This is a genomic window from Paraburkholderia sp., assembly GCF_047605525.1.
GTDB lineage: Bacteria > Pseudomonadota > Gammaproteobacteria > Burkholderiales > Burkholderiaceae > Paraburkholderia.
The window spans coordinates 257432-280218 of the sequence record NZ_JASGFN010000007.1; the positions used below are offsets into that span (position 1 = coordinate 257432).

General features: G+C 65.0%; 24 protein-coding genes. 15 read left to right on the forward strand and 9 right to left on the reverse strand.

Translation table 11 applies throughout. From position 1 onward, the window contains the following. Positions 1–115: 115 nt before the first annotated feature. Positions 116–1549, reverse strand: coding sequence for a M20 family metallopeptidase (locus tag QM685_RS12980; RefSeq protein ID WP_415116423.1), 1434 nt, complete (start codon positions 1547–1549; stop codon positions 116–118). A gap of 507 nt (positions 1550–2056) precedes the next feature. Between QM685_RS12980 and QM685_RS12985 the strand changes: the two genes are divergently transcribed. Continuing rightward, positions 2057–2479, forward strand: coding sequence for a hypothetical protein (locus tag QM685_RS12985; protein WP_415116425.1), 423 nt, complete (start codon positions 2057–2059; stop codon positions 2477–2479). Positions 2480–2599: 120 nt separating this feature from the next. On the opposite strand, the gene QM685_RS12990 is transcribed toward QM685_RS12985, so the two are convergent. Continuing rightward, entirely contained in the window at positions 2600–3427 is an 828-nt protein-coding gene (locus QM685_RS12990) for an ABC transporter permease (protein WP_415116427.1), read from the reverse strand. 59 nt (positions 3428–3486) lie between these two features. Beyond that, positions 3487–4401, reverse strand: a complete 915-nt coding sequence (nodI, locus tag QM685_RS12995) for a nodulation factor ABC transporter ATP-binding protein NodI (protein WP_415116429.1) — start codon at positions 4399–4401, stop codon at positions 3487–3489. A 355-nt stretch (positions 4402–4756) separates the two neighbouring features. On the opposite strand from nodI, the gene QM685_RS13000 reads away from it, so the two are divergent. After that, positions 4757–5224, forward strand: coding sequence for a universal stress protein (locus QM685_RS13000; RefSeq protein WP_415116431.1), 468 nt, complete (start codon positions 4757–4759; stop codon positions 5222–5224). 168 nt (positions 5225–5392) lie between these two features. Here the strand turns inward: QM685_RS13000 and QM685_RS13005 are convergent, their stop codons facing one another. The 3 genes from QM685_RS13005 to lexA all read right to left on the reverse strand — a co-directional run bounded on the left by QM685_RS13005 (position 5393) and on the right by lexA (position 7200). Then, positions 5393–6016, reverse strand: a complete 624-nt coding sequence (locus QM685_RS13005) for a DUF2939 domain-containing protein (protein WP_415116433.1) — start codon at positions 6014–6016, stop codon at positions 5393–5395. Between the two features lie 107 nt (positions 6017–6123). Further along, positions 6124–6468: a hypothetical protein gene (locus QM685_RS13010; protein WP_415116435.1), complete on the reverse strand. Its 345-nt coding sequence runs from the start codon at positions 6466–6468 to the stop codon at positions 6124–6126. 81 nt (positions 6469–6549) lie between these two features. Continuing rightward, a complete protein-coding gene (lexA, locus tag QM685_RS13015) occupies positions 6550–7200 on the reverse strand; it encodes a transcriptional repressor LexA (RefSeq protein WP_415116437.1) in 651 nt (216 codons plus the stop codon). Positions 7201–7511: 311 nt separating this feature from the next. On the opposite strand from lexA, the gene QM685_RS13020 reads away from it, so the two are divergent. The 6 genes from QM685_RS13020 (at position 7512) to QM685_RS13045 (ending at position 13900) form a co-directional block, all read left to right on the forward strand. Beyond that, complete coding sequence (locus QM685_RS13020; RefSeq protein ID WP_415116439.1) at positions 7512–8558, forward strand: sulfate ABC transporter substrate-binding protein; 1047 nt, start codon at positions 7512–7514, stop codon at positions 8556–8558. A gap of 158 nt (positions 8559–8716) precedes the next feature. Continuing rightward, a complete protein-coding gene (gene cysT, locus QM685_RS13025) occupies positions 8717–9613 on the forward strand; it encodes a sulfate ABC transporter permease subunit CysT (protein ID WP_415116441.1) in 897 nt (298 codons plus the stop codon). Further along, complete coding sequence (cysW, locus tag QM685_RS13030; protein ID WP_415116443.1) at positions 9610–10629, forward strand: sulfate ABC transporter permease subunit CysW; 1020 nt, start codon at positions 9610–9612, stop codon at positions 10627–10629. Before cysT ends, cysW begins: the two co-directional genes overlap by 4 nt. Next, positions 10630–11688, forward strand: coding sequence for a sulfate/molybdate ABC transporter ATP-binding protein (locus QM685_RS13035; protein WP_415116445.1), 1059 nt, complete (start codon positions 10630–10632; stop codon positions 11686–11688). Between the two features lie 101 nt (positions 11689–11789). Next, positions 11790–12716 carry a CysB family HTH-type transcriptional regulator gene (locus QM685_RS13040; RefSeq protein ID WP_415116447.1) on the forward strand — a complete coding sequence of 309 codons (927 nt, stop codon included), beginning with the start codon at positions 11790–11792 and terminating at the stop codon, positions 12714–12716. A 125-nt stretch (positions 12717–12841) separates the two neighbouring features. After that, entirely contained in the window at positions 12842–13900 is a 1059-nt protein-coding gene (locus tag QM685_RS13045; protein WP_415116449.1) for an asparaginase, read from the forward strand. A gap of 264 nt (positions 13901–14164) precedes the next feature. On the opposite strand, the gene QM685_RS13050 is transcribed toward QM685_RS13045, so the two are convergent. From QM685_RS13050 to gcl, 3 genes are all read right to left on the reverse strand, one after another. Next, positions 14165–15076, reverse strand: a complete 912-nt coding sequence (locus QM685_RS13050) for a 2-hydroxy-3-oxopropionate reductase (RefSeq protein ID WP_415116451.1) — start codon at positions 15074–15076, stop codon at positions 14165–14167. Positions 15077–15144: 68 nt separating this feature from the next. Further along, the gene (gene otnI, locus QM685_RS13055; protein WP_415116453.1) at positions 15145–15954 is read right to left on the reverse strand and encodes a 2-oxo-tetronate isomerase; all 810 of its coding nucleotides are present in this window, start codon (positions 15952–15954) and stop codon (positions 15145–15147) included. Between the two features lie 132 nt (positions 15955–16086). Further along, the gene (gene gcl, locus QM685_RS13060) at positions 16087–17862 is read right to left on the reverse strand and encodes a glyoxylate carboligase (RefSeq protein ID WP_415116455.1); all 1776 of its coding nucleotides are present in this window, start codon (positions 17860–17862) and stop codon (positions 16087–16089) included. A gap of 173 nt (positions 17863–18035) precedes the next feature. On the opposite strand from gcl, the gene QM685_RS13065 reads away from it, so the two are divergent. The 7 genes from QM685_RS13065 (at position 18036) to rplI (ending at position 22720) form a co-directional block, all read left to right on the forward strand. Then, positions 18036–18950 (forward strand): LysR substrate-binding domain-containing protein, encoded by a 915-nt coding sequence (locus QM685_RS13065; protein WP_415116457.1) that lies wholly within the window; start codon positions 18036–18038, stop codon positions 18948–18950. A 171-nt stretch (positions 18951–19121) separates the two neighbouring features. Further along, entirely contained in the window at positions 19122–19988 is an 867-nt protein-coding gene (locus QM685_RS13070; RefSeq protein ID WP_415116459.1) for an RNA polymerase sigma factor, read from the forward strand. After that, positions 19978–20985 (forward strand): anti-sigma factor family protein, encoded by a 1008-nt coding sequence (locus QM685_RS13075; protein ID WP_415116461.1) that lies wholly within the window; start codon positions 19978–19980, stop codon positions 20983–20985. The genes QM685_RS13070 and QM685_RS13075 overlap by 11 nt, the downstream gene beginning before the upstream one ends. Positions 20986–21216: 231 nt before the next feature. Continuing rightward, entirely contained in the window at positions 21217–21591 is a 375-nt protein-coding gene (gene rpsF, locus QM685_RS13080) for a 30S ribosomal protein S6 (protein ID WP_415116463.1), read from the forward strand. A gap of 71 nt (positions 21592–21662) precedes the next feature. Further along, complete coding sequence (gene priB, locus QM685_RS13085; RefSeq protein ID WP_415116465.1) at positions 21663–21962, forward strand: primosomal replication protein N; 300 nt, start codon at positions 21663–21665, stop codon at positions 21960–21962. 2 nt (positions 21963–21964) lie between these two features. After that, the gene (gene rpsR, locus QM685_RS13090) at positions 21965–22240 is read left to right on the forward strand and encodes a 30S ribosomal protein S18 (RefSeq protein WP_013588504.1); all 276 of its coding nucleotides are present in this window, start codon (positions 21965–21967) and stop codon (positions 22238–22240) included. A 27-nt stretch (positions 22241–22267) separates the two neighbouring features. Continuing rightward, positions 22268–22720 (forward strand): 50S ribosomal protein L9, encoded by a 453-nt coding sequence (rplI, locus tag QM685_RS13095; protein ID WP_415116468.1) that lies wholly within the window; start codon positions 22268–22270, stop codon positions 22718–22720. The last annotated feature ends 67 nt before the right edge of the window (positions 22721–22787 follow it).

Genomic DNA, 22787 nt, shown 5'->3' on the forward strand with positions numbered 1-22787 from the left:
GAAGGTATGAGTGACGGGCTCGGGTGAAGCTGGAGAGATCCATCGAAGGTGGCCTCGGCGCTCGCGCCGGGGCGGCTGCCTGCCCCGCGCGCCCCGGAAGCGGCACCGCCCCGATTCAGCCCACGGCCTTCGCCGCATCCGGCGGACTCGCCGTCCGCTTTGCCGACCCATACGGCGAATTCTCGCCGAGATCCCAGAACAATCCCGCCATCATCTGCAACCCCTCGCGCACGACCGGGCCGAGCAGGTGCTCGTTCGGCGCGTGCTGCGAACACGCCGGGTACGAATGCGGCACCCAGATCGTCGGCAGACCGAGCGTATCGGCAAACACCTCGTTGGGCAGCGTGCCGCCGAGATTCGGCAACACCGCGGTCTTCTTGCCGGTGGTCTGTTCGAGCGACGCGATCGCCCACTTGACCCATGGATCCTCGGGGTCCAGACGCGTGGCCGGCGCGCCGCGTTCGACCTCGACCTCGACGAGCTGAAAGCCATGAGCATCGAGATGCGCGCGCAGATACTTGCCGAGGTTTTCCCAATCGGTGCCGACGACGAAGCGCAACTGGCAATACGCGAACGCCGACGGCGGAATCGCATTGACCGGGTTGTCGGGATTGCCTGCCTTCAAGGCCAGCACCTCGAAGCTGTTCCAGCCGAATACGCGCTCGGGCGCGGTGAGACCCGGCTCGCCCCAGTTATCGTCGACGGTGGGGTCGCCCGGGCCGCCGCCGACCACGATGTCGGCGAGCGCCCGGCGCACGGCCTCGGGAATCGGCGGCGGACGCAGACCGTCGACCGCGATCGCGCCGCGCGCATCGACGAGACTCGCGAGCGCGTTCGCGAGCACCGTCGCCGGGTTGCGCAACAGGCCGCCCCAGTTGCCCGAATGATGCGCGCCGTCGCGCAGGTTCAACGACAGCCTGAAATTGACGACGCCGCGCGAGCCGAGGAACACGGTCGGGCGGCGCGCGGCGAGCCGCGGGCCGTCGGAGGCGATCAGCACGTCGGCGGCGAGTTCGTCGCGATGCGCGCGGCAGATTGCGTCGAGCCCCGGCGAGCCGGTTTCCTCGCCCATCTCGATCAGCAGCTTCGTGTTGAAGCCGAGCTTGCCGCCGCGCGCGGCGAGCACGCTCGCGAGCGCGGCGAGGTTGATCGTGTGCTGGCCCTTGTTGTCGGCGGTGCCGCGGCCGAACCAGCGCTCGCCTTCGACCGTCACGGCCCACGGCGTGAGCGGCGCGCGCCACTGGCTGTCATAGCCGCGCACGACGTCGCCGTGACCGTAGATCAGCACGGTCGGCAGATGCTCGCCTTCATGGCGGTTCGCGATCAGGAACGGGCCGAAGCCGTTCACCGGGTTGTCGACGATGCGCGTGCTAAAGCCGAGGCGCTCCGCTTCCGGCGTGATTTCGTCGGTCAGATAGGACAGCAGCAGTGCGCCGCGATCGCTTTCCTGGCTTTCGGTGCGAAAACCGACGCGCCGGTTCAGGTCGGCGAGAAAGGCGCCGGATTCGAAATGCCGGGTGGCGTGGTCGATCGCCTGGGTGCGGCTCATGGGTGCCTCCAATGCGGGGATGGGCTCGAGGGGCGATGGCTTGAACGAGGTCGCAAGCGGCTTGCGTGTCCGATGCGCCGGCCGGTATTGGCCCGTCATGCGATGCCATCTCGATGGATGTCGCTGCGGACGATTCTAGAAGCCCGTCATTTTTGCCACAATGATCGTGTTTCGAAGCTTGCGTTGCCGGAAAGGCAAAGCTCGAAAGACACGCAACCGCGATGCGTAACTATGCGTAATAGAGTGGCGAGCAACACCGTCAACGGGCCAAATGTGCTCCCGGAACCCGAATCACGACCTACACTGTGGGGGATGACCGTCCCGGCAACACGCGTACAACGATCACGAAAAACGGCGGAACAATGAGAGTACAACCGCGCTCGCGCGGCCCGGCCCGGGTGGCTGCAATGCCCGCCAGCGGCAGGGTTCACCGAGAAAAAGAAGCGTGGCGCGTCATTCCGATGGCGTGCCCGCCAACACCAGAGCGATAGGACCAGGACATCAACAATGGCGCAACAGAAAACCAATCCAAAACTCGAGCAGGCACTTACGCGCGGCGATCTGGCGATCCGTCAGGCAAACTCGGCGCGAGCGACCGCGTTGTTGCGTGCGCTCGCCAAAATGATCGTCGATGCATCGGCGACCATCGGCGTGGAAGCCTTTACGCTGATTCACGATGGCGACAAGATTTACGATCCCGCCGACGGACTGTGGCCGCAGGCGCTGCTGATTTCGCTCGATGGTCCCGTCGAGGATACCGATCCGGATGAAGTGCGCACCGTGCGGCTGATCGCGGACGATCCGGGCACCGTATTCCGGGTCGAGTGGCAACGCGCCGATGGCAAGATCGGGCGCCATGAGGGCGGCCCGTTCGCGACGGTCGCGTTCATCTCCGATGTCGAGATTCCCTGGACCGATGACGAGGATTGACGACGACGATTGATCGCAGGAACCGACGCAGCGCCGTTTGGCGCGGGACGCATCTAGGATGCGCCCCGCACGCGGCTATGTCGTGGCTGTCCTGCGGCGATTTGCGTGTGACGCTTCGGCCTATTTCATCATCCTGCGGCGAAACAGGATCGCCGAGACGATGAAGCCGCCCACCGCATAAGCAACCAGCACGCCCACGTGCAACAGCAGATGATCGAGCGGCCGCCCGAGCATGACCGGGCGCATCAGATCGACCGCATGCGCGAGCGGCAGCAGCGCGGTCGCGACCTGCGCGGTGGCGGGCAGTTGCGACGCAGGAAAGAACACGCCCGAAAGCAGCAGCATCGGCGTGAGTACGAGCGTCTGATAAAACATGAAAAAGTCGTACGACGGCGCGAGCGCCGTCACGACCATCGCGAGGCTCGCGAACGCGAGACCCGCCAGCACGATGATCGGCAACCCGAGCAGCATCGACGGAAAATTCGCGTAGCCGAGCGCGCCGGCCACCAGCATGATCGCCGCGCCCGACAAGACCGACTTGCTGGCCGCCCATATCACCTCGCCGAGCACGATGTCGCCGAGCGTAAGCGGGGTATGCATGATCGCTTCCCACGTGCGCTGCACGTGCATGCGCGAAAAGCCCGAATACATCGACTCGAAACTCGCCGACATCATCACGCTCGACGCCACCGTGCCCGCCGCGAGAAACGAGATGTACGAGACACCGTCGACGTGCCCGACCATCAGCCCGAGACCGAATCCGAGGCCGAACAGATAGATCATCGGATCGGCGAGGTTGCCGAACATCGACGCGATCGCGAGCTTCTTCCACACCAGATAGTTGCGGCGCCACACCGCAATCCAGTTGACCGCGTTGGCGGGGAAGGCGGCAAACGGTTCCTGTGCCGACGGCGTGCCGTCGTGGGTTTCGTAGGTGCGTGCGTCCATTGTTGTCTCGTGGGTCTTTCAGCTATTTCCCGGCTCGATGCGTGTTCCCGTGCCCGCGGTCAGTCCTGCATCTCACGGCCGGTCAGCCGCAGAAATACATCCTCGAGATTCGCCGGTCGATGCAGATAGCGCAGACCGGCGCGCTGCTTGAGCCGCGCATGCACGGGCTGCGCGTCGTTCACATAGCAGAACAGTGTCTCGCCGCTGATCTCGCTTCGCTCGACGAGCGGCGCGAGTTCGTCGCGCAATGCAAACGGATCGGGGCCATAGATCTCGATCACGTCGCAGCCGATTTCGGATGCGATCAGCTCGTTCGGCGCGCCCTCGGCGATCTTGCGTCCTTCCTCGATCACGCACAGCCGATGGCAGAGCCGCTCGGCCTCTTCCATGAAATGCGTGGTCAGCAGAATCGTTTTGCCGCGCGCGAGCAGCGAGCGTAGCCGTTCCCAGATCAGATGGCGTGCCTGCGGATCGAGCCCGGTGGTCGGCTCGTCCATGATCAGCACGTCGGGATCGTTGACCAGTGCGCGCGCGAGCGTGAGGCGCCGCTTCATGCCGCCCGACAACTCGCCCACGCGTGCGTCCGCCTTGCTTTCGAGGCGCGCGAACTCGAGCAGACCGGGCACCGCCGCGCGGCATTGCGCGGCGCTCAGGCCGAAGTAGCGGCCGAACACGAGCAGGTTTTCGCGCACCGTGAAATCGGGATCGAGGTTGTCGAACTGCGGCACCACGCCGACGCGTGCCCGCGCGACGCGTGCGCGGCCCGGTATCGATTCGCCGCACAGACGGATCGTGCCGGCGTCCGGAGACGCGATGCCGAGCAGCATGCGCAGCGTCGTAGTTTTGCCCGCGCCGTTGGGACCGAGCAGACCAAAGCATTCGCCGGCGTTCACATGGAATGACAAACCGTCGACGACCGTTTTTTCGCTGTAGCTTTTCCTGACCTGGTGGAATTCGATGGGGGCGGCAGGCATGGATCGATCGAGGCTCCGGAAGAATACGCATAAGGCACGCGATACGGCTGCACGGCGTCATGGCCGCGCAAGCTGCTTATTCTAGGGTATCGGCCACAGATGCGAGCGCACGTCCGGGAACGCGTAATGCGTGCGACGCTTGGGGCAGCGGAACATCGAGGGCGGGGGCAGCGTTCCAGGACGATGTTTTGCACTGCCGCATCCGTGTGCGCAGGCGGCTGATTTTGCCCAATGCCTGTGCAGGTTGAATCAGCCTGCACCGACTCCGCACTTAGCGTTTTCCATCTCTTGCAAGTCGAATTGCGGCGCACCATGATTGATTCAGACCGCGCTTCCCGCGCGAACGGAGAAAACTATGGCGAGCTACCAGAAAATCCTGTTGTGCTACGACGGCTCGCGCGAAGGCCGCAAGGCGCTGCGTTGCGGAGCCGATCTGGCGTTGGATCTGAAGGCGGAAACGCATCTGCTGTCGGTCGTCGACATGCGTTCGAGTATTGCGCAAAGCGCGGGCCTGCTGACCGACGTGGCTTGTGGCAGTTTCGAAAAAACCGCCCGCGAGATTCTGCAGGAAGGGGTGAACTGGCTGACCGAGCGCGGCGTGAATGCGCAAGGGCATTTTGCTTTCGGCCATCCGATCGACGAAATCGCCAACCTCGCCAATGAACTGCAGGTCGATCTCGTGGTGGTCGGCCATCGTTGCCGGACCGGTTTGTCGCGCTGGTGGATGGGGGCGGGCAACACGCCGCTGCTCGACCGGATTTCGTGCAGCATTCTGGTGGCCTGCTCGTCCGCGCAGGAACAGCAGCAGGCGGCTGCGGCGTAGCGGAAGGTGTATTTCAAACGAAGGCGTAACGCATCGACATGACGGTTGACACCTGATGCGCGCGGTTCGCTGCGTGCATCAGGTTCGCTGCAACACATCGAGTGCCTGTCTGTCGGCGTGGCTGACCGTCGAGGGGCAGCCACGCATCCTTCACGCCCAACTGTCCCTTCACTCGTTCAGATTGATCGCGGCGAGCTTCCACGTAATCAGACCTTCGCGCCGGAAGATCGCCGAGTAATTCGCGTTGCCTTCGCCACGCCAGAACGTGACGACAAATTCGTTGAGGCTGCGATAGCCGGCCGTGCTTTGCCGGGCAGGTGGCGCTGAATTCGCAGCCGGCGCCGTGGGGGCTTCCGTGTCTGAGGTGGCGGGCGGGGCCTCGGGCTGCTCGCCCGGCGTGCCGCGTGGCGGCATGCCGTTCAGCAAGGCGGCAACGCCGTCTGGTGTCGCATAGGCATCGACAAGCGGGCCGATCAGCGTCACGCCGATCACCGCGCCGATGGTGGCCATCTTGCTGCCGCTGTCCGCTTCGAGCCGACGCGTCAGCATGTCGGCCACCTGCTGCTTGAGACTATCGCGCAGCGCGGGAAAGTCCACGTATTGATTGACCGTTTGCGCGTCTCGCGCATCTGCCGCGCGTTTGAGATTGTTCACCGCGATATACGGCGACGCATAAACAAATCCCAGCGCGGCAATTACGATGACCACGATCAGCGTGATAAGCAGCGGCCGGGTGGCGCTGCCCTGGATGCGTTTCGGAATGCGCCGCGCCATGCGTTTCTGAACTTTCATCGAATGGGACCCCCCGGTCGGTTGTGATCTAACGTGGACCACGGCGAGGTCGAAACGATCCCATACAACATGAATAGGCGGGCATCAGAACTTTGCCCGGAATTCGCTCAGGCTTCGAACACCGCGCCGTGCACGTTGGCTTCGTCGGCTATGCAACGATCGATCATACGGCATACCGCGTCGAGCGTGCCGACCATAATCAACCGCGACGGTCCGTGGTAGACCCGCACCGGCGCACGCCGCGCCGGTTCAGCGATGTTCAGACCCGCGTTCAGCGATACGCGTGCAAATGCCGGCAACGACGACGGCAGCCCCGTGGTTTCCGCAGGCTCGTCGAACAGCGACAGCGTGTGTGCCGCGGGCGCTTCGGTCAATGAACAGGGCGTGAGCTTGCGCAGATGGCGCAGACGGCCGAACTGGCGAAAAGGCAGCAGGCGGGCAAGGCGTTCCATGAATCTCTCCAGGCGATGCGACGTGAATGCGGCTTCGGTTGGACAAACCGGCGCGGGCGGTTCGGGGGATAGCGCTGAGGATCAGAACTCGCCCGGGCGGATCAGCCCGACGGCGACACCTTCGAGCGCGAAATCCGCGCTGCCGGTTTCCACGAAGATGTTGTCGTAATCGGGGTTTTCGGCAATGAGCTCGATACCGTTCGGCCGGCGCTTCAGGCGCTTGACCGTGACGTCGTCGCCGAGCCGCGCGATGATGATCTGGCCATCTTTCGCCTCGCTGCGCTTTTGCACCGCGAGCAGATCGCCGTCGAGAATGCCCGCGTCGCGCATCGACAGGCCGCGCACCTTCAGCAGGTAGTCGGGCTTGCTCGAGAACAGCGCGGGGTCGCACGCGTAGTGCTGCGAGATATGTTCCTGCGCGAGGATCGGGCTGCCCGCCGCGACCCGGCCGATCAGCGGCAGCGACAGCTGCATCAGGCTTGCATGCGGCAGCGTGAACTGGTGCGGCGCGTCGTCCTGACCGCTCAGCAGGCGAATGCCGCGCGACGCGCCGGCCGCGAGTTCGATCACGCCCTTGCGAGCCAGCGCACGCAGATGCTCTTCCGCGGAATTGGCCGAGCTGAAGCCGAGTTCGGCGGCAATTTCCGCGCGGGTGGGCGGAAAACCGGTGCGCTCGATTGCGCGGCGGATCAGATCGAAAACCTGCTGCTGTCGTGCGGTGAGTTTTGTCATGGCCACTGTATGTATGAACAGGTGACTGTATTTTTATACAGTATTCCGCTCAATTCAAGCTTTACTTTAAGTTCGTCGCGACCGGGACGCCGCAGCGTTGCTCAGGGACGTCATCGCAGCCGTTTCGGCGCCGCAACATCCGACACGTCTGCCGTTACCACTTTTGCGTATTAAAAAATGAAGAAACATTATTTTTAATGATGAAGGCGCTTCGATAGACTGGCCTCCGGCTTGGCGCTCATGTGCACGTGACCGCGACGCAAAACAACACAGACGCTCATCAGCGGATCATCACGCGGAGAAAAGTTGACATGAACCATCGGCATACGGGGCTCGCGGCACGGACGAAGAAACTCATCGCGGCGTTCGCCGTCGGCGCGGCGGGCGCGCTCGGCCTGTTCGGCGCGAGCGGCGCGGCGCACGCCGACACGACGCTGCTGAACGTTTCCTACGATCCGACGCGCGAGCTGTACCAGGACATCAATCAGGCATTCGGCAAGGAGTGGAAGGCGAAGACCGGCGAGACGGTCACCTTCAAGCAGTCGCACGGCGGCTCGGGCGCGCAGGCGCGTTCGGTGCTCGATGGCCTGCAGGCCGACGTCGTGACGCTCGCGCTCGCCTACGACATCGACGCGCTCGCGAACAAGGGCCTCGTCGACAAGGACTGGCAGAAGCGCCTGCCCGACAACGCCGCGCCGTACACGTCGACGATCGTGTTCCTCGTGCGCAAGGGCAATCCGAAACACATCAGGGATTGGGACGATCTGGTGAAGCCGGGCGTATCGATCGTGACGCCGAATCCGAAGACCTCCGGTGGCGCGCGCTGGAACTATCTGGCCGCGTGGGCCTACGCCGAGCATCAGCCGGGCGGCAATGCGCAGAAGGCGAAGGAGTTCGTCGGCAAGCTCTACAGGAACGCCGGCGTGCTCGACTCGGGCGCGCGCGGCGCGACCACGAGCTTCGTGCAACGCGGCATCGGCGACGTGCTGATCGCGTGGGAGAACGAGGCGTTCCTGTCGCAGAAGGAGTTCGGCGCGGACAAGTTCGAGATCGTCGTGCCGTCGGTGAGCATTCTCGCCGAGCCGCCGGTCGCGGTGGTCGACAAGGTGGTCGACAAACACGGCACGCGCAAGCTCGCCGAGGCGTATCTGAATTTCCTCTATAGCGAAGAGGGGCAGGAGATCGCCGCGCGTAACTTCTATCGTCCGCGCTCGAACAAGGTGCCGGCCGAGCTGACCGCGAAGTTTCCGAAGCTGAAGCTGTACACGATCGACGATTCGTTCGGCGGCTGGGCCAACGCGCAGAAGACGCATTTCGCGGACGGCGGGGTATTCGATTCGATCTACCAGCCGCAGTAAGAACCGCGGCCTGCACTACGGGCAGAGGTAAAACGGCGCGCCCAATGGGCGCGCTTTCGGCTAACGGGACACCGGCGGCCGGCAGTACGACAACAACACAGAGCAACACACAGCAACACGACAATCGCGCGAGCCTCAACCATGAACGGGTATCCAGCATGACCACGTTGACCTTCCGCAAGCCGAGCGCGTTGCCCGGCTTTGGCCTGACACTCGGCATCACGGTGGCTTATCTGAGCCTCGTGGTGCTGATTCCGTTGGCGGCGACCTTTCTGAAGACCGCCACGCTCGACTGGGCGCAGTTCGTGCGCGCGGTGAGCTCGCCACGCGTGCTCGCGTCGTATCGGCTGACGTTCTTCTCGGCACTCGGCGGCGCGCTGATCAACGCGGTGTTCGGCTTTCTCGTCGCGTGGGTGCTGGTGCGCTACACGTTTCCGTTCAAGCGCATCGTCGACGCGGTGGTCGATCTGCCGTTCGCGCTGCCGACCTCGGTGGCCGGCATTTCGCTCGCGGCCGTGTATGCGGGCAACGGCTGGATCGGCCAGTTTCTCGAACCGCTCGGCATCAGGATCGCGTTTACGCCGGCGGGCGTGCTGGTCGCGCTGACCTTCATCGGTTTGCCGTTCGTCGTGCGCACGGTGCAGCCGGTGCTCGAGGAGTTCGAACGCGAGCAGGAGGAGGCCGCCGCGTGCCTCGGCGCATCGCGCTGGCTCACGTTCCGCCGCGTCGTGCTGCCGGCCGTGTTTCCGGCGCTGCTGACGGGTTTTGCGCTCGCGTTCGCGCGCGCGCTCGGCGAATATGGCTCGGTGATCTTTATCGCCGGCAACGTGCCGATGAAATCGGAAATCACGTCGCTGCTGATCATTACGAAGCTCGAACAGTACGACTACGCGGGCGCGACGGCGCTCGCGGTCGTGATGCTGGTCGTGTCGTTCGTGATGCTGCTGTTGATCAATACGCTGCAGTGGTATCTGCAACGGCGCACGAGCCGCGGCAGCGCGGGACCGGCGCCGCTCGCGGCAACGCATGTCGCGGTGCCCGGAGGTGCGCAATGAGCCGCGCCGCGACCCGGCCGAACGCCACGCGCCGCCCCGATCCGGTCAGCGAACAGCCCGCCGTGCGCTGGCTGCTGACCGGCGTCGCGCTGCTGTTTCTCGCGCTGTTTCTGGTGGTGCCGCTCGTCGCGGTGTTCTATCAGGCGCTGAACAAAGGGCTGCGTTTTTATTTCGAAGCGCTCGCCGATCCGGACGCGCTGTCGGCGATCAAACTGACGCTGATCACCGCCGCGATCGCGGTGCCGCTGAATCTCGTGTTCGGTCTCGTGGCGTCGTGGTGTATCGCGAAGTTCGAATTTCGCGGCAAGGCGCTGCTGACCACGCTGATCGATCTGCCGTTCTCGGTGTCGCCGGTGATCTCCGGTCTGATCTACGTGCTGATGTTCGGCGCGCAGGGCTGGTTCGGCCCGTGGCTTCAGGATCACAACGTGCAGATCATTTTCGCGGTGCCGGGCATCGTGCTCGCGACGATCTTCGTCACGTTCCCGTTCGTCGCGCGCGAGCTGATTCCGCTGATGCAGGCGCAAGGCAACGACGAAGAGGAAGCCGCGCACGTGCTCGGCGCGTCCGGCTGGCAGATTTTCCGCCGCGTCACGCTGCCCAACGTCAAATGGGGCCTGCTGTACGGCGTGATTCTGTGCAATGCGCGCGCGATGGGCGAGTTCGGCGCGGTGTCGGTGGTGTCGGGACATATTCGCGGCCAGACCGACACGATGCCGCTGCACGTCGAAATTCTCTACAACGAATACAACTTCTCGGCCGCGTTCGCGGTGGCGTCGCTGTTGGCGCTGCTCGCGCTCGTGACGCTCGGGCTGAAGCTGCTGGCCGAGCGCCATATGTCGGCGGAACTGTCGGCCGCCCGCGAGGTGCCCGCGTATGCGGGGCCGGCGCTGCCGGCAGGCGCTTCGCAAGCGGGCGCTTCCCGGTCCGTCACGACGCAATCCGCGTCACACTCGTTTTTCGTCAACGCCACGCCTGCGTCGCAGCGACACCCGCTCAAGCAAGGAGAGCTGTAAATGGGTATCACCGTTCGTAACCTGCACAAGCGCTTCGGCGACTTCGTCGCGCTCGACAACGTGTCGCTCGACTTTCCGCCGGGCGAGCTGGTCGCGCTGCTCGGGCCGTCGGGCTGCGGCAAGACGACGTTGCTGCGCGTGATCGCCGGCCTCGAATACGCGGACGGCGGTCAGGTCGAGCTGCAAGGCCAGGACGTCGCGTCGGTCGGCGCGCGCGAACGCGAAGTGGGCTTCGTGTTCCAGCATTACGCGCTGTTCCGTCATATGACGGTGTTCGAGAACGTCGCGTTCGGCCTGCGCGTGAAGCCGCACAAGGAGCGGCCGTCCGACGCGGTGATCCGCGAGAAGGTGCATGAACTGCTGAAGCTCGTGCAGCTCGACTGGCTCGCGCAGCGCTATCCGTCGGAGCTGTCGGGCGGTCAGCGGCAGCGCATCGCGCTGGCTCGCGCGCTCGCCGTCGAGCCGAAGGTGCTGCTGCTCGACGAACCGTTCGGCGCGCTCGACGCGAAGGTGCGCAAGGAATTGCGTAGCTGGCTGCGGCGTCTGCATGACGACCTGCATATCTCGACGATCTTCGTCACGCACGATCAGGAAGAAGCGCTCGAAGTGGCCGACCGCATCGTCGTATTGAATCGCGGCCACGTGGAGCAGGTGGGCAGTCCGCAGGACGTGTACGACCATCCGCAGACGCCGTTCGTCTACGAGTTTCTCGGCGCGGCGAACCGGCTGCACGGCAACGTCGATGCCGGCGGCTTCGTCGTCGACGGCGCCGCGCTGCCGGTGGCGTTTACCGCGGGCTTCAGCGGCCCGGCGTTCGCCTATGTGCGGCCGCACGATCTGCAGTTGTATCCGCAGGCCGCCGGGCATCGCGAGGGCATCGTCGTCGACGTGCGGCGCGTCGTGACGCTCGGCGGCTCGGTGCGCGTCGAACTCGCAGGCCGCGAGGGCCATCTGCTCGAAGCCGAGCTCGATCGCGAGACGTGGCGCGATCTGCGACTCGCGGTCGGCGACGGCGTGACCGCGGTGCCGCGCGCGTTGCGCGTGTTCCCGGCGCCATGACGGACGCGGGCGGCATCCCGAGCCGCCCGTCGCGATATCGACATTCCAGCCGGACCCGACGGCTTCAATAACTCAACTCTGGCGAAACCGGAGACAGAACGATGAATTTCCAGCAATTGCGCTTCGTGCGCGAAGCCGTGCGGCAGAACATGAACCTGACCGAAGTCGCGAACGTGCTGTATACGTCGCAGTCGGGCGTGTCGAAGCAGATCAAGGACCTCGAGGACGAACTCGGCGTCGACATTTTCATTCGCCGCGGCAAACGGCTGACGGGTCTCACCGAGCCGGGCAAGGCCGTGCACCAGTTGATCGAGCGGATGCTGCTCGACGCGGAGAATCTGCGCCGCGTCGCGCGCCAGTACGCGGATCAGGACAGCGGCCATCTGGTCGTCGCGACCACCCACACGCAGGCGCGCTACGCGCTGCCGAAGGTGGTCCGGCAATTCACCACGGTGTTCCCGAAAGTGCATCTGGCGCTGCGCCAGGGCAGCCCGCAGCAGATCGCGCAGATGATCATCAACGGCGAGGCGGACATCGGTATCTCGACCGAAGCGCTCGACCGTTTCCCCGACATTGTCACGTTCCCGTGCTATTCGTGGCATCACGTCGTGGTCGTGCCGAAGGATCACCCGCTCGTGGGCCGTTCGAATCTGACGCTCGACGAGATCGCCGAATTTCCGATCGTCACCTACGATCAGGACTTCACGGGCCGCTCGCATATCGACCAGGCGTTCGCGAAGGCGGGGGCGTTGCCCGACGTCGTGCTGACCGCGATCGATGCCGACGTGATCAAGACTTACGTCGAGCTCGGCATGGGCATCGGCGTGGTGGCGGCGATGGCCTACGATCCGAAGCGCGACACCGAACTCGTCGCGCTCGATACGCAGCATCTGTTCGAGGCGAGCACGACGCGTGTCGGCTTGCGCCGTGGTGCGTTCCTGCGCGCGTACGCGTACCGGCTGATCGAGATGTTCGCGCCGCAGTTGAGCGAGGCCGATATCGCGGCGCAATTGCGCGAGGCGGCTTGAACCGGTGGCTTGAACCCGCGGCTTGAACCTCGAGCCTTCGCCTGAATTTTGCGCGCCCGCGGGGTGAATCCGCGGGCGCGTTTTCACGCATGGCGGCGCGTCGTGCATCGCTTACAATCGCCGCCATGAATACCTCTTCTTCTCTTCCGAATCCTTCCGGCCAGAACCAGAACGCGAGGCCGGCGCTGCCGCGCATCGCCGTGCTCGCGACCGGCGGCACGATCGCCGGCGCGGCCGCCGATGCGGCCGACACGTCCGGCTACCAGGCGGGCGTCGTCGGCGTCGACCAGTTGCTCTCGGCGGTCCCTGCGTTATCGACGGTGGCGCGGATCGCGCCCGAGCAGGTCGCCAGCATCGACAGCAAGGACATGGCGCTGCCGCTGTGGACCACGCTCGCGCAACGCATCAATACGCTGCTCGCGACCGATGACGTCGACGGCGTGGTCGTCACGCACGGCACCGACACGCTCGAAGAAACCGCCTACCTGCTGCATCTGACCGTCAAGTCGGACAAGCCGGTCGTGCTGACGGCGGCGATGCGCCCGGCGTCGGCGCTGTCGGCCGACGGTCCGTTGAACCTGCTGAACGCGGTGACGGTGGCGGCCCATGCGGCTGCACATGGGGCCGCGCGCGGGCAGGGCGTGCTGGTCGCTTTCAACAACCGCGTCCATAGCGCGCGCGACGTCGTGAAGACCAGCACCTATGCGGTCGATGCGTTCCAGTCGCCGGAGATCGGCGCGCTCGGCTGGGTGCAGGACGGCCGGGTCGAATTCCAGCGCGGTGTGGTTCGACCGCATACGCTCGCGAGCGAATTCTCGATCGATGCCGCGTGGCCGCATGTGGAAGTCGTCGCGAGTTATGCGGGCGTGTCGCGCATCGCCGTCGATGCGCTCGTTGCGGCCGGCGTGCGCGGCATCGTCGTCGCGGGGACGGGTAACGGGTCGATTCATCAGTCGCTGCAACAGGCGCTCGCCGAGGCCGCGTCGCGCGGCGTCGCGGTGGTGCGTTCGTCGCGCGTGGGTTCGGGGCATCTGATGCGCAACGGCGCGGCGGCCGACGACGCGCTGGGGTTCGTCAGCGCGGGTTCGCTGAATCCGTACAAGGCGCGGGTGCTGCTGATGCTCGCGCTCGCGGCCGGGGTGACGGGCGCGGCTGCGTTGCAGAAAGTATTCGATACGTACTGATTTCGGGTAAGCAGGGGAAACCAGCAAAGCAAGACAAAACGAATCCGACAGCCGGACACCCGACGACGACGTCTGACCGACCAAGGCTTCCCCGGCGCCGCCGGGTGCCGCTGCGGACCCCACTTGCCGCTCTCAGCCCAGAGCGGCACGATTTGCCCGTTGCGCCGCGCAATCCTCCGCGCGACGAACGGGCGCCCCACCTGTGCTTGCCGTGACGCGGCTCACGCTGAAGCCGCAATCATCGCAAGCTCGACCGTCAGGACCTCAAGCCGCCTTCGCTTCCTTACCGCCCGGCGCCTGCGCGACCTCATGGTTCGCCATGATTTCCAGCGCGCGCACCATTGCCGAGTGATCCCACGCCTTGCCGCCGTTGGCCACGCAGACACTGAACAGCTGCTGCGCGCTCGCGGTATGCGGCAGCGCGATGCCGAGCTTGCGCGCGCCGTCGAGGGCGAGATTCAGGTCCTTCTGATGCAGCTCGATACGGAAGCCCGGATCGAACGTGCGCTTCGTCATGCGCTCGCCGTGCACTTCGAGAATCCGCGACGACGCGAAGCCGCCCATCAGCGCGCGACGCACGCGTTCCGGGTCGGCGCCCGAGCGCGACGCGAACAGCAACGCCTCGGCCACCGCTTCGATGTTCAGCGCGACGATGATCTGGTTCGCGACCTTGCAGGTCTGGCCCGCGCCGTTGTCGCCGATCAGCGAGATGTTCTTGCCCATCAGCTCGAAGAGCGGCTTCGCCTGCGCGAAGGCCTGTTCCGGACCGCCGACCATGATCGTCAGCGACGCTTCGCGCGCGCCGATTTCGCCGCCGGATACCGGCGCATCGAGATAGTCGACGCCGAGCGCGTTGATCTTCTTCGCGAAGGCCTGCGTGTCGAGCGGCGAGATCGAGCTCATGTCGATCACGAGCTTGCCCTTCGTGAGACCGGCGGCGACGCCGTCGTCGGCGAACAGCACGTTGGCGACGTCGGGCGTGTCCGGCACCATGATGATGACGATGTCGGCCGCCTGCGCGACCGCGGTCGAACTGGCGACGACGCTCGCGGTCTTCGCGATGTCGTCCGGCACCGGGTACGCGCCGTTCACGAACAGCGAGTGGCCGCCCTTGATGAGGTTGCGCGCCATGTGCGCGCCCATGATGCCGAGGCCGATGAAACCGATCTTTGCCATGTGTGTGAATCTCCAGGAGTTATGGGTGAGTGTCGGGTATGAAGCGCGGGGCGGCGGGAGGCGCCGGATCAAGCCGCCGCATGCGCGGCGCCGCGCCGCTGTCCCGCCACGCTCTGCACCCAGCCGAGTCCAGCCTCGGTCGTCGTGCGCGGCTTGTATTCGCAGCCGACGTAGCCGTCGTAGCCGAGCGAATCGAGCAGCGCGAACAGATACGGATAGTTGATTTCGCCGGTGCCCGGTTCGTGCCGGCCCGGGTTATCGGCGAGCTGGATGTGCGCGATCTGCGGCAGGTTCTTTTCGATCGTCGCCGCGAGTTCGCCTTCCATCCGCTGCATGTGATAGATGTCGTATTGCAGGAACAGATTGTCCGAGCCGACCGCGCGAATCACGTCGAGCCCGTCGCGCGAGCGGTTCAGCGCGAAGCCCGGAATGTCGTACGAGTTGCACGGCTCGACCAGCAGCTTGATGCCGGCCTTCTTCAGCTCGCCCGCGGCAAAGCGCAGGTTGTCGACGATCGTCGCGCGCGCGGTGTCGGCGTCGACGTTCGCGCCCGGAATGCCGACGAGGCAGTTCAGTTGCGGCACCTTCAACGCGCTCGCGTATTCGATCGCGCGGCCGACGCCATCCTGAAACTCGGCGACGCGATCCGGCAGACACGCGATGCCGCGCTCGCCCGCTTCCCAGTTGCCCGCGGGCAGGTTGTGCAGCACCAGCTTCAGCCGGTGGCGCTGCAACTGCTCGTCGAGATCGGCGATCGCGTACGGATACGGAAACAGGAATTCAACGGCATGAAAGCCCGCGCTGGCCGCTGCCGCGAAACGGTCGAGGAACGGCACTTCGTTGAACAGCATCGTTAGATTGGCGGCGAATTTCGGCATGGTGCTTTGTCTCTCAGGTCGGTCAGGGGAATGGCGTGCGCGCGGGCAACGGCGCGAGGGCGGCGGGCATGAGCCCGGCCCTCGCGCGTTGCACGCGTCGCGAATACGGCGGATACCGTGAGCGGGCAACGCTCAGTCGAGCATACTGATCGCGGTCGGCGCGTCCTCGCGCTTCGCGGCCAGTTCCTCGAACTCGTTGATTGCGTCGATCTCGGTGCCCATCGAAATATTGGTCACGCGCTCGAGAATCACTTCGACGATCACCGGTACGTTGAACTCGCCGAGCATCGATTGCGCTTTCTGCAACGCGGGCTTCAACTCCTCGGGTTTGAACACGCGAATCGCCTTGCAGCCGAGACCCTCGGCGACCGCGACGTGGTCGACGCCGTAGCCGTTCGTCTCCGGCGAGTTGATGTTCTCGAAGCCGAGCTGCACGCAGTAGTCCATTTCGAACGCGCGCTGCGCCTGGCGGATCAGCCCGAGGTACGAGTTGTTCACGACCACATGCACGTATGGCAGCTTGAATTGCGCGCCGGCCGCGAGCTCTTCGATCATGAACTGGAAGTCGTAGTCGCCCGACAGCGCGACGATCGGCCGTTGCGGATCGGCCGCGCGCACGCCGAGCGCCGCCGGAATCGTCCAGCCGAGCGGGCCGGCCTGGCCGCAGTTGATCCAGTTGCGCGCCTTGTACACGTGCAGGAATTGCGCGGCGGCGATCTGCGACAGACCGATCGTGCTGACGTAGCAGGTATCGCGGCCGAACACCTCGTTCATCTCTTCATAGACGCGTTGCGGCTTCATCGGCACGTTGTCGAAGTGCGTCTTGCGCAGCATCGTCTGCTTGCGCTGCTGGCAGTCGGCAACCCAGGCACCGCGATCCTTCAGCTTGCCCGCGGCCTTCCATTCGCTCGCCACTTCGACGAACAGTTCGAGCGCGGCCTTCGCATCCGACACGATGCCGAGATCCGGGCCGAACACACGGCCGATCTGCGTCGGTTCGATATCGATGTGCACGAACTTGCGGCCCTTCGTATAGACGTCGATGCTGCCGGTGTGACGGTTCGCCCAGCGGTTGCCGATGCCGAGCACGAAATCCGACGCGAGCATCGTCGCGTTGCCGTAGCGGTGTGACGTCTGCAGGCCGACCATGCCGGCCATCAACGGATGGTCGTCGGGAATCGCGCCCCACGACATCAGCGTGGGGATCACCGGCACGCCTACGGTTTCGGCGAACTTCACGAGCAGCTCTTCGGCGGATGCGTTCAGCACGCCGCCGCCGGAGACGATCAGCGGACGCTCGGCGTCGTTCAGCAGGGTCAGCGCGGCTTCGATCTGCTTGCGGGTCGCCTTCGGCTTGTAGACCGGCAGCGGCTCGTACGTGTCGATGTCGAATTCGATTTCGGCGAGCTGCACGTCGATCGGCAGATCGACCAGCACCGGGCCCGGGCGTCCCGAGCGCATCAGGTGAAATGCCTGCTGGAACACGCGCGGCACGAGCGCCGGCTCGCGCACGGTCACCGCCCACTTGGTGACGGGCTTCGCGATCGATTCGATGTCGACGGCCTGGAAGTCTTCCTTGTAAAGACGCGCGCGCGGCGCCTGGCCCGTGATAGCCAGAATAGGAATCGAGTCGGCCTGGGCGGAGTACAAACCGGTGATCATGTCGGTGCCGGCGGGGCCCGACGTGCCGATACACACGCCGATGTTGCCCGGCCGGGCGCGCGTGTAGCCCTCGGCCATGTGCGACGCGCCCTCGACGTGGCGCGCGAGCACGTGGCCGATGCCACCGGCCTTGCGCAGCGCCGAGTAGAACGGGTTGATCGCGGCGCCGGGCACCCCGAACGCGGTATCGATGCCTTCTTTTTCGAGCACCAGAACGGCAGCGTCGACGGCTCTCATCTTGGCCATGAATGTCTCCTCAATGTCGGAAAGTACGTCTGTTGGAGGACACTTTAGGCCTGTGCGAAAGGTTTGATAAGATCAGTCCGGGTCGCTTATTCCGAAACAAAAAGTATCGAATGGCAGGTGGCGCGGCGGGCGCCCCGACCCGAAAGAAAATCCAGGGCAGGCGGGAGACGGATATGGATCGCTTCAAACAGATCGAAACCTTCGTGCGGGTCGCCGATGCGGGCAGTCTCGCGGCGGCGGCGCTGGAAGAGGGCGTGTCGCCGGTGATTCTCGGCCGGCGCATCGATGCGCTCGAAAAGCGCCTCGGTGTGAAGCTGATGTACCGCACCACGCGGCGGCTCGTGGTCAGCGAGGACGGCGCCGCGTTTCTCGAGCGCTGCCGGGGTCTGCTCGCCGAATGGGACCAGGCGGAAAACGAACTGAGCGCGGGACGCCGCGCGGTGAGCGGGCATCTGATCGTATCGGCGCCGGCCGCGTTCGGCCGCAAGCACGTCGCGCCGCTCGCGCCCGCGTTTTTGCGCGACAAGCCCGAATTGCAGATGTCGTTCAACCTGACCGACCGGGTCGTCGATCTGGTGCGCGAGGGCTACGACCTGTCGATTCGCATCGGCGGGGCGGTCGATCCGAATTTCGTCGCGGTGAAGCTCGCGTCGAACCGGCGCGTCGTATGCGGCACGCCCGAGTATTTTCGCCGCCACGGCAAGCCGAAAACGCTCGAGGATCTGCCCGCCCATAACTGTCTCGCGTTCAATCTGCAGGGCGGGCAGAACCGTGGCTGGTACTTTCGCCGCAACGGCAAGCTCGCCACGGTGCGGGTGGGCGGCACGCTCGACTGCAACGACGGCGAACTGCTGCACCGCTGGGTCTCCGAAGGGCTCGGGCTCGGCTGGCGCTCGACGTGGGAAATCCAGCAGCAACTCGCGCGCGGCGAGCTCGAAACCGTCCTCGACGACTACGCGCTGCCCGACTACGACATCCTTGCGGTCTATCCGCAGCAGCGTTATGTGCCGGCCAGGGTGCGCTATTTCATCGACTATCTGAAAGAGGTGTACGCGAGCGGCGATTACTGGAACCAGGCGTCGTACTAGCTGGCGGCCCTCATCTTTTGTGCGAATCCGCGTGGGAGGCGGGAATAAACTCGGCAGATGGCCGGTTATGCGGTGAAAGGAGCGTCACGAACGACCGCGCGCCGTGATCGACAGGCGCGAACCGCACAACCCGGCGCACAACGCAGCCGCCATGCCCTTGGAGGGGCCCACGTGGTCCAGACCGATTCAGACGCCACCGCCCGCGCGCGCGGCGAGCCCGATGCCGACGCGGCAAGAAGCCGCCGCTTCCAGCAACTGGCGCTGCCGCATCTCGACGCCGCGTACAACCTCGCGCGCTGGCTGTGCGGCAATCCGAACGACGCCGAGGATGTCGTGCAGGAGGCGTTCATGCGCGCGTTCCGTTTCTTCGATACGTTTCGCGGCGAGTCCGCGCGGCCGTGGCTGCTCGCGATCGTGCGCCGCACCTGGTACACGGAATGGCGGCGGCGCGCGCCGTCGCACGACATGCTCGAATTCGACGAAACGATGGACGAGGCGACCTTCGACGGCTGGAGCGCGGGCGGCGACGATCCGCAAATGCTCCTGATCCGCGACGAAGATGCGCGGCAGGTGCATGACGCGCTGGCGCGCCTGCCGGTCGAGTATCGCGAAGTGCTGATCCTGCGTGAGCTCGAGGAGATGAGTTATCGGGAGATCGCGGTGGTTGCCGATGTGCCGATCGGTACGGTGATGTCGCGGCTTGCGCGCGGACGGCGCAAGTTGGCGGAGCTGCTGATGGCGGAGCGGGGGCTGGGGACGGCTGGACCGTCCGTGGAGCCCGCCGCGCCGTATAAAGCCGCCGGCTGCTCCGACGGCGCGACGCGATCCGCACCCGCCGTGCTGTTCGTCCCGTCCGCGCCACCCGCATCGGTTGCGCCGTCGATGGCCTCGACGCCGCCCGCGCCGCCCGCGTCAGCCGCGACCGGCGTGCCCGCCACTGCGACGATCACACAGCTCCGGGCGTTTGCGGACGGCCGGCCACTCAATATCCCCGGCGCTGCCGCCGACCCTGCTCAGGAGACGCCGGATGGACTGTAACGAAGCACGGCCGCTCCTCGATGCGAATGCCGATCATGAATTGCCGGCGCCGGATGCGCGCCGGGTGCAGCAGCATATCGAGAGCTGCGACGATTGCCGGCGCGCCAGCGAAAATCTGCGCGCGCTGAGCGGCGCGCTGCGTGCGGCGCCGTATCATCGGGCGCCGAAGCTGTTGCGGGCCCGCATCGTCGCCGGATTGCCCGCGACGCTCGACGAAGCGCCCGCGGTGTCCGCCGCGGCGGTGGCTCGAAATGATGCACCGGCGCAAGCTGGCGAGATCGCTGCCGCTGGGGGGCCGGATCTGGCGGCGAAGGCGCCCAGGCGTCAGCGGCGTGGCTCGTGGTTATCCACGTGGCTGGACAGTTGGCTGCGTGGTTTCAGTGGCTCGGGCGGCTCAGGCGGCTTCGGCGGCCCGGTTGCAACCGGCGGCGCGGGTCGCATGGCCGCGCGCGGCGGGCTCGCGGCACTCGTCATAGCGGTGTGCGCGGTGGCGGTGGTGGTCACGCTGAATCTGCGGCGTCCCGCCGAATTCACGCCGTTCACCGACGAACTCGTGGAAAGTCACGTGCGGGCGCAGATATCGGGACGCGACATCGACGTGATTTCGACCGACCGGCACACGGTCAAGCCGTGGTTCAACGGCCGGCTCGATTATTCGCCGCCGGTCGAGGATCTCGCTGCGAGCGGTTTCGCCCTTCAGGGCGGCCGGCTCGACTACCTCGCGCATCAGCGGGTCGCGGTGCTCGTGTATCGCTATGGCAAGCACGTGATCGATGTATACGTGTTCCCGCAGACCGCGTCGGGCGGGGCCGCTCGCGGCACCGACGGCGCGGTGCCCGCCGCGCTCGCGCACGACGGCTATTCGATCGCGCACTGGGATGCGGAGGGCATGACCTGGTGGGCGATTACGGACGCCGCGCCCGACGCGCTGAGCGGCCTCGAAACGGCGCTGAAGGCGCGCCTGCGGGGCGGCAGCGAACGTACGGAGGCCGGTTGAGGGGCGGCGGCCCGCACGCAAGATGCGGCACCCGCCGCGGCGTCTCGCCAACGCGCTTCCAGGCCCGCTCCGTCCGCTAATCGCGGCCTAAATCGTTGAAAATACACCCGATTCCCGCATCGAATCGGCGGAATATCTTGCAACCCGGCCCCATTCGCGTTATAGTCTCCGGCTTCTCACTTGCCGCACCGGTTCCGACGCCCGGGCGGCTTTAATCCACAAGGAGTGTGTATGCGTCATTACGAAATCGTCTTTATCGTGCATCCCGATCAAAGCGAGCAGGTGCCCGCCATGATCGAGCGTTACAAGAGCACGATCACGTCGCACGGTGGTCAGATCCACCGCGTCGAAGACTGGGGCCGCCGCCAACTGGCCTACATGATCGAGAAACTCGCGAAGGCTCACTACGTCTGCATGAACATCGAATGCGACCAGACCACGCTCGACGAGCTGGAACACGCATTCAAGTTCAACGACGCCGTTCTGCGTCACCTCATCGTCAAGATGAAGAAGGCCGAAACCGGTCCTTCGCCGATGATGAAGGAAGTGCAGCGCGAAGAAGCCAAGAAGTCGGCAGCCGTCCAGCCGACCGAAGCGCAGGCTTAAGACACACTATTTAAGCTGCCAGATACGCAGCGTCGCTTTTCGCTCACGTACACGACGTTACATACAGGTACATGAACCGGCTGCAACTCACGGCGAGCGTCGTCGAACGCGAACCGGTGCGGTATACCCCCGCCGGCGTTCCGATAGCAAGCTGCACGTTGCACCACCGCACGGAAGTCGTCGAGGCGGGCATTGCCCGGCAGGTCGAACTCACCATGCAGGCGGTGGCGGCGGGCGAGGTGAGCGGCAGGCTCGAAAGCTGTCAGATGGGCGTGGAAACGCTCTTCACAGGCTTTCTGGCGAAAAAGCACCGTAACGCGCGAACTCTGGTATTTCACATCACAGCATTGCAGGACATTGGAAAGGACTAATCATGCCCCGCCCGACTGGTAAGAAATTCGACAAGCGTCGTCAGCAACAGAACCCGCTCTTCAAGCGCAAGAAGTTCTGCCGTTTCACGGCTGCTGGCGTCGAATACATCGACTACAAGGACATCGAAACGCTGAAGGACTTCATCGGCGAGAACGGCAAGATCACGCCGGCACGTCTCACGGGTACCAAGGCGCACTATCAACGCCAACTGGACACGGCTATCAAGCGAGCGCGTTTCCTCGCGCTGGTGCCGTACACCGACCAGCACAAGGCCTAACCCGACGACGCGATAAGGAGTATCCGAATGCAAATCATTCTTCTGGAAAAAGTCGTCAATCTGGGCAACCTGGGCGATATCGTGAAGGTCAAGGACGGTTACGCGCGTAACTTCCTGATCCCGAACAAGAAAGCTCGCCGTGCAACGAAGGAAGCGCTTGCCGAATTCGAAGTGCGTCGCGCTGAACTCGAAAAGATTGCCTCTGAAAAGCTGGCAACTGCTCAGGCTCAGGGCGAAAAGCTCGCAGGCCAGACGGTTCAGATCAGCCAGAAGGCCGGCGTCGACGGCCGTCTGTTCGGCTCGGTGACGAATGCCGATATCGCCGAAGCGCTCGGCAAGCAGGGCTTCGCAGTGGAAAAGGCGCAAGTGCGTCTGCCGGAAGGCCCGCTGAAGACGGTCGGCGAACACGCTGTCCAGGTTTCGCTGCACACCGACGTTCTCGTCGATGTGACGGTGGCGGTGGTCGGCGAGCACGTCTAAGCCAATCGCGACCAGCATCAGGTAGGATCAGCCAGCGCGTTGGCTGGCGAATAGCAGGGGCCGGGTG

Coding starts and splice junctions, on each gene's coding strand:
- QM685_RS12980 (WP_415116423.1), bottom strand. CDS start 1,549: ATGAGCCGCACCCAGGCGATCGACCACGCCACCCGGCATTTCGAATCC.
- QM685_RS12985 (WP_415116425.1), top strand. CDS start 2,057: ATGGCGCAACAGAAAACCAATCCAAAACTCGAGCAGGCACTTACGCGC.
- QM685_RS12990 (WP_415116427.1), bottom strand. CDS start 3,427: ATGGACGCACGCACCTACGAAACCCACGACGGCACGCCGTCGGCACAG.
- nodI (WP_415116429.1), bottom strand. CDS start 4,401: ATGCCTGCCGCCCCCATCGAATTCCACCAGGTCAGGAAAAGCTACAGC.
- QM685_RS13000 (WP_415116431.1), top strand. CDS start 4,757: ATGGCGAGCTACCAGAAAATCCTGTTGTGCTACGACGGCTCGCGCGAA.
- QM685_RS13005 (WP_415116433.1), bottom strand. CDS start 6,016: ATGAAAGTTCAGAAACGCATGGCGCGGCGCATTCCGAAACGCATCCAG.
- QM685_RS13010 (WP_415116435.1), bottom strand. CDS start 6,468: ATGGAACGCCTTGCCCGCCTGCTGCCTTTTCGCCAGTTCGGCCGTCTG.
- lexA (WP_415116437.1), bottom strand. CDS start 7,200: ATGACAAAACTCACCGCACGACAGCAGCAGGTTTTCGATCTGATCCGC.
- QM685_RS13020 (WP_415116439.1), top strand. CDS start 7,512: ATGAACCATCGGCATACGGGGCTCGCGGCACGGACGAAGAAACTCATC.
- cysT (WP_415116441.1), top strand. CDS start 8,717: ATGACCACGTTGACCTTCCGCAAGCCGAGCGCGTTGCCCGGCTTTGGC.
- cysW (WP_415116443.1), top strand. CDS start 9,610: ATGAGCCGCGCCGCGACCCGGCCGAACGCCACGCGCCGCCCCGATCCG.
- QM685_RS13035 (WP_415116445.1), top strand. CDS start 10,630: ATGGGTATCACCGTTCGTAACCTGCACAAGCGCTTCGGCGACTTCGTC.
- QM685_RS13040 (WP_415116447.1), top strand. CDS start 11,790: ATGAATTTCCAGCAATTGCGCTTCGTGCGCGAAGCCGTGCGGCAGAAC.
- QM685_RS13045 (WP_415116449.1), top strand. CDS start 12,842: ATGAATACCTCTTCTTCTCTTCCGAATCCTTCCGGCCAGAACCAGAAC.
- QM685_RS13050 (WP_415116451.1), bottom strand. CDS start 15,076: ATGGCAAAGATCGGTTTCATCGGCCTCGGCATCATGGGCGCGCACATG.
- otnI (WP_415116453.1), bottom strand. CDS start 15,954: ATGCCGAAATTCGCCGCCAATCTAACGATGCTGTTCAACGAAGTGCCG.
- gcl (WP_415116455.1), bottom strand. CDS start 17,862: ATGGCCAAGATGAGAGCCGTCGACGCTGCCGTTCTGGTGCTCGAAAAA.
- QM685_RS13065 (WP_415116457.1), top strand. CDS start 18,036: ATGGATCGCTTCAAACAGATCGAAACCTTCGTGCGGGTCGCCGATGCG.
- QM685_RS13075 (WP_415116461.1), top strand. CDS start 19,978: ATGGACTGTAACGAAGCACGGCCGCTCCTCGATGCGAATGCCGATCAT.
- rpsF (WP_415116463.1), top strand. CDS start 21,217: ATGCGTCATTACGAAATCGTCTTTATCGTGCATCCCGATCAAAGCGAG.
- priB (WP_415116465.1), top strand. CDS start 21,663: ATGAACCGGCTGCAACTCACGGCGAGCGTCGTCGAACGCGAACCGGTG.
- rpsR (WP_013588504.1), top strand. CDS start 21,965: ATGCCCCGCCCGACTGGTAAGAAATTCGACAAGCGTCGTCAGCAACAG.
- rplI (WP_415116468.1), top strand. CDS start 22,268: ATGCAAATCATTCTTCTGGAAAAAGTCGTCAATCTGGGCAACCTGGGC.